3 protein-coding genes and 1 tRNA gene are annotated in these 2,513 nt (G+C 27.0%); 2 read left to right on the forward strand and 2 right to left on the reverse strand.

Annotation, left to right across the window (positions count from 1 at the left end; translation table 11 throughout):
* Window position 1: 1 nt before the first annotated feature.
* Window positions 2–77, forward strand: a tRNA-Phe gene (locus ABUA17_RS18630).
* A gap of 232 nt (window positions 78–309) precedes the next feature.
* On the opposite strand, the gene ABUA17_RS18635 is transcribed toward ABUA17_RS18630, so the two are convergent.
* The gene (locus ABUA17_RS18635) at window positions 310–771 is read right to left on the reverse strand and encodes a peroxiredoxin (protein ID WP_042401918.1); all 462 of its coding nucleotides are present in this window, start codon (window positions 769–771) and stop codon (window positions 310–312) included.
* Between the two features lie 139 nt (window positions 772–910).
* Between ABUA17_RS18635 and ABUA17_RS18640 the strand changes: the two genes are divergently transcribed.
* Window positions 911–1,657 (forward strand): peptidylprolyl isomerase, encoded by a 747-nt coding sequence (locus ABUA17_RS18640; protein WP_042401920.1) that lies wholly within the window; start codon window positions 911–913, stop codon window positions 1,655–1,657.
* Window positions 1,658–1,771: 114 nt separating this feature from the next.
* Here ABUA17_RS18640 and ABUA17_RS18645 read toward each other — a convergent pair whose 3' ends face one another.
* A complete protein-coding gene (locus ABUA17_RS18645) occupies window positions 1,772–2,413 on the reverse strand; it encodes an HAD family hydrolase (RefSeq protein WP_074431767.1) in 642 nt (213 codons plus the stop codon).
* Window positions 2,414–2,513 lie beyond the last annotated feature (100 nt).

Raw genomic sequence — 2,513 nt, forward strand, 5'->3', positions numbered from 1 at the left:
TGGCTCGATAGCTCAGTCGGTAGAGCAGAGGACTGAAAATCCTCGTGTCCCTGGTTCGATTCCTGGTCGAGCCACCAAGAAAAAGCACTAACTTATGTTAGTGCTTTTATTTTTGTATAAATTAATAATATTAAATTTAGAAACAATTTAATTAGTTAGGAATTAATAGTTTTGAGTTAGTAGTTTATTTAGAAACTCTACAGAATTTCTAAATAATATATTTTTTTAATTTAGCTAACTTGAATTTCTTCATTAACTACTAACTATTAACTTTTAACTATTAACTAAAATATTGTTTATTAATATTTTTTATAGTGATTCCAGATCTTCTAGGATTGTAGATACGTGTTCTTTTACTTTAACTTTTCTGTATTCTTTAACAAGGATACCTTCTTCATTAATGATAAAAGTACTTCTTTCAATACCCATAACTTTTTTTCCATACATATTTTTTTCTTTAATAACATTAAATAGATTACATACTTCTTCTGTTTCATCACTTAAAAGGATGAAAGGTAAATTAAATTTTTCAATGAATTTAGCGTGTGATTTTAAAGAATCTCTGCTTATACCTATAATAATTGCATTTTTATCAATAAATGTATTATTGTTATCTCTAAAGTCACATGCTTCAGTTGAGCAGCCAGGTGTATTATCTCTTGGATAGAAATAAAGAACTACCTTCTTGCCTCTATATTGGCTTAATTTATGTTCTTGATTATCAGAACCCATTAATGTAAAATCAGGAACTACAGAATTAATTTCTACCATACTTAACCTCCTAATAATTATATAATAATTATTATTATATAATAGTAAAAAAATATAATCAATAAATAAATGTAACTATATACATTGGTAAAAATCTGTTATAATTGTAAGTATCAATTAGAAAAAAGGAGAAATAGATATGGAAAACAAAGTGTTAGCTGTAATTTCTGGTACTGAAATCACAGAAAAAGATTTAAATTCAATAATAATGAGATATCCTGAAGAACAAAGAGCAATGTTCAATTCTGAAATGGGGAAAAAACAATTATTAGAACAAATGATTTCTTTCGAATTAATGAATAAATTAGGAAAAGAAATGAAATTAGATGAAACTGAAGAATATAAGGCTAGTTTAGCTCAAGTAGAAAAAGACTTACTTACTCAAATGACAATAAACAAAGTATTATCAGATGTGACAATAACTGATGAAGATGCTAAGAAGTATTATGAAGAAAATAAAGCACAATTCGAACAACCAGCTACAGTATCTGCTAAGCATATATTAGTTGACAATGAAGAATTATGTAATGAAATTAAGAATCGTATAGAAAATGAAGGATTATCTTTTGAAGATGCTGCTAAAGAATATTCTACATGCCCATCTAATGCACAAGGTGGAAGTCTTGGAGTATTTGGTAGAGGTATGATGGTTCCTGAATTTGAAGAAGCTGCTTTTGCATTAGATTTAGAAAAAGTAAGTGAACCAGTTAAAACTCAATTTGGATATCACTTAATTAAAGTAGATGCTAAAAATGAGCCAAAAACTTCTGAATTTGATGAAGTAAAAGATAAGATTGTTCAACAATTAATTCAACAAAGCCAAGAAAAGAAATATGTTGATGTAATGAAAGAACTTGAAGCTAAATATGAAGTTAAAAGATCTTAATTATTTCTTTTAAATAAATAAGAAAGTTTTAAATAGTTAACATAAATTAAGACCACACTTTAGTGTTTTATCTATTAATTAGATAAATGAATACTAATGTGTGGTCATTTTAATTTAAATTAAATCTTCATAATTATATATGTAATTATCACATTCTTCTTTTAATATATCAGTTTGGTGCTTAGAATGTTCATCAAATACTCCAGTAACTTTCATGCCAGCTAATTTAGCACCACGAGCAGCAGCTATGATATCTTCAAATACCATACATTCGCTAGGATCAACATTAAGTTTTTTAGCAGCAAGTAAATATATATCAGGGTTACTTTTGCTTTTTTTGACTTCATCAGTAATTGTAATAGAATCAAATAATTCAAATGCATTATTACTTTTTAATGTAACAGTTAAAAGATTCATAGAATTACTAGTGGCTAGTCCAATTTTTATTCCCTTATTTTTTAGGTTTAATAAATATTGAAGAGCTCCAGGTTTTAGCTTTACATTATTTTTATAGTGATTATATGCCATTGTATTCCAATCATTCATTATGTCTTCTATAGAATCTTCAAGAGAAAATCTTTTTTTAAAATACTCAGCTGTTTGAGTAAAACTTAAATGCGTGATTTCATCATTTAAATTATTAGGAACAGCATGTCCCTTTTTAGATAAATATTCTATATCTATTTGTTGCCATACCCACATAGAGTCAACAAGAGTTCCATCCAAATCAAATATAGCAGCTTTTATATTATTCAAGTAATCATCTCCTAATATATTTATTTATAAGACGAATTGTCAAGCTAAGTGCAACACTTAGCTTGTTCTTCGTTAAATGCTTCTAACGGTGTCTTGTATC

Origin of the sequence: Clostridium sp. RTP31139st1_H3_RTP31139_211217 (assembly GCF_040227035.1) — a bacterium.
GTDB classification, from domain to species: domain Bacteria; phylum Bacillota; class Clostridia; order Clostridiales; family Clostridiaceae; genus Clostridium; species Clostridium saudiense.

Excerpts from the sequence above, each read along its gene's own strand:
- ABUA17_RS18635 (WP_042401918.1), bottom strand. The coding sequence starts at position 771 with ATGGTAGAAATTAATTCTGTAGTTCCTGATTTTACATTAATGGGTTCT.
- ABUA17_RS18640 (WP_042401920.1), top strand. The coding sequence starts at position 911 with ATGGAAAACAAAGTGTTAGCTGTAATTTCTGGTACTGAAATCACAGAA.